The sequence below is a fragment of the Amphritea pacifica genome (genome assembly GCF_016924145.1).
Lineage (GTDB): Bacteria > Pseudomonadota > Gammaproteobacteria > Pseudomonadales > Balneatricaceae > Amphritea > Amphritea pacifica.
Map to the genome: position 1 here is coordinate 1 of NZ_JAFFZO010000191.1, position 292 is coordinate 292.

Here is a 292-nt window from a genome sequence, read left to right on the forward strand (position 1 = left end):
TGGTTGCTGCACTGCGCTCTGAGTTTGGTCCCCTGCCTGACCAGTCTATGCACGAGAAAACCTCCGTAGCATCCCTGATTGAAGAGCTGTACACCTTCCTGCGTCAGGCTGATGCCCGCGAACTGGGGGGCCTGTTCCGTGAAGTCGATGCTGCCCGTAAGGCCGGCGACAGCGCTGCTGAAGCGGCCGCTCAGGAAAAAATCGATAACCATATCACTCACGTAGTGCCTATCATCGCCGATATCGATGCCGGTTTCGGTAACGCTGAAGCAACCTACCTGATGGCCAAGCA

General features: G+C 56.8%; 1 pseudogene. It reads left to right on the forward strand.

What is annotated here, in order from left to right:
* Positions 1–292 (forward strand): annotated as a pseudogene (locus JW499_RS23245) (isocitrate lyase); the annotation flags it as partial.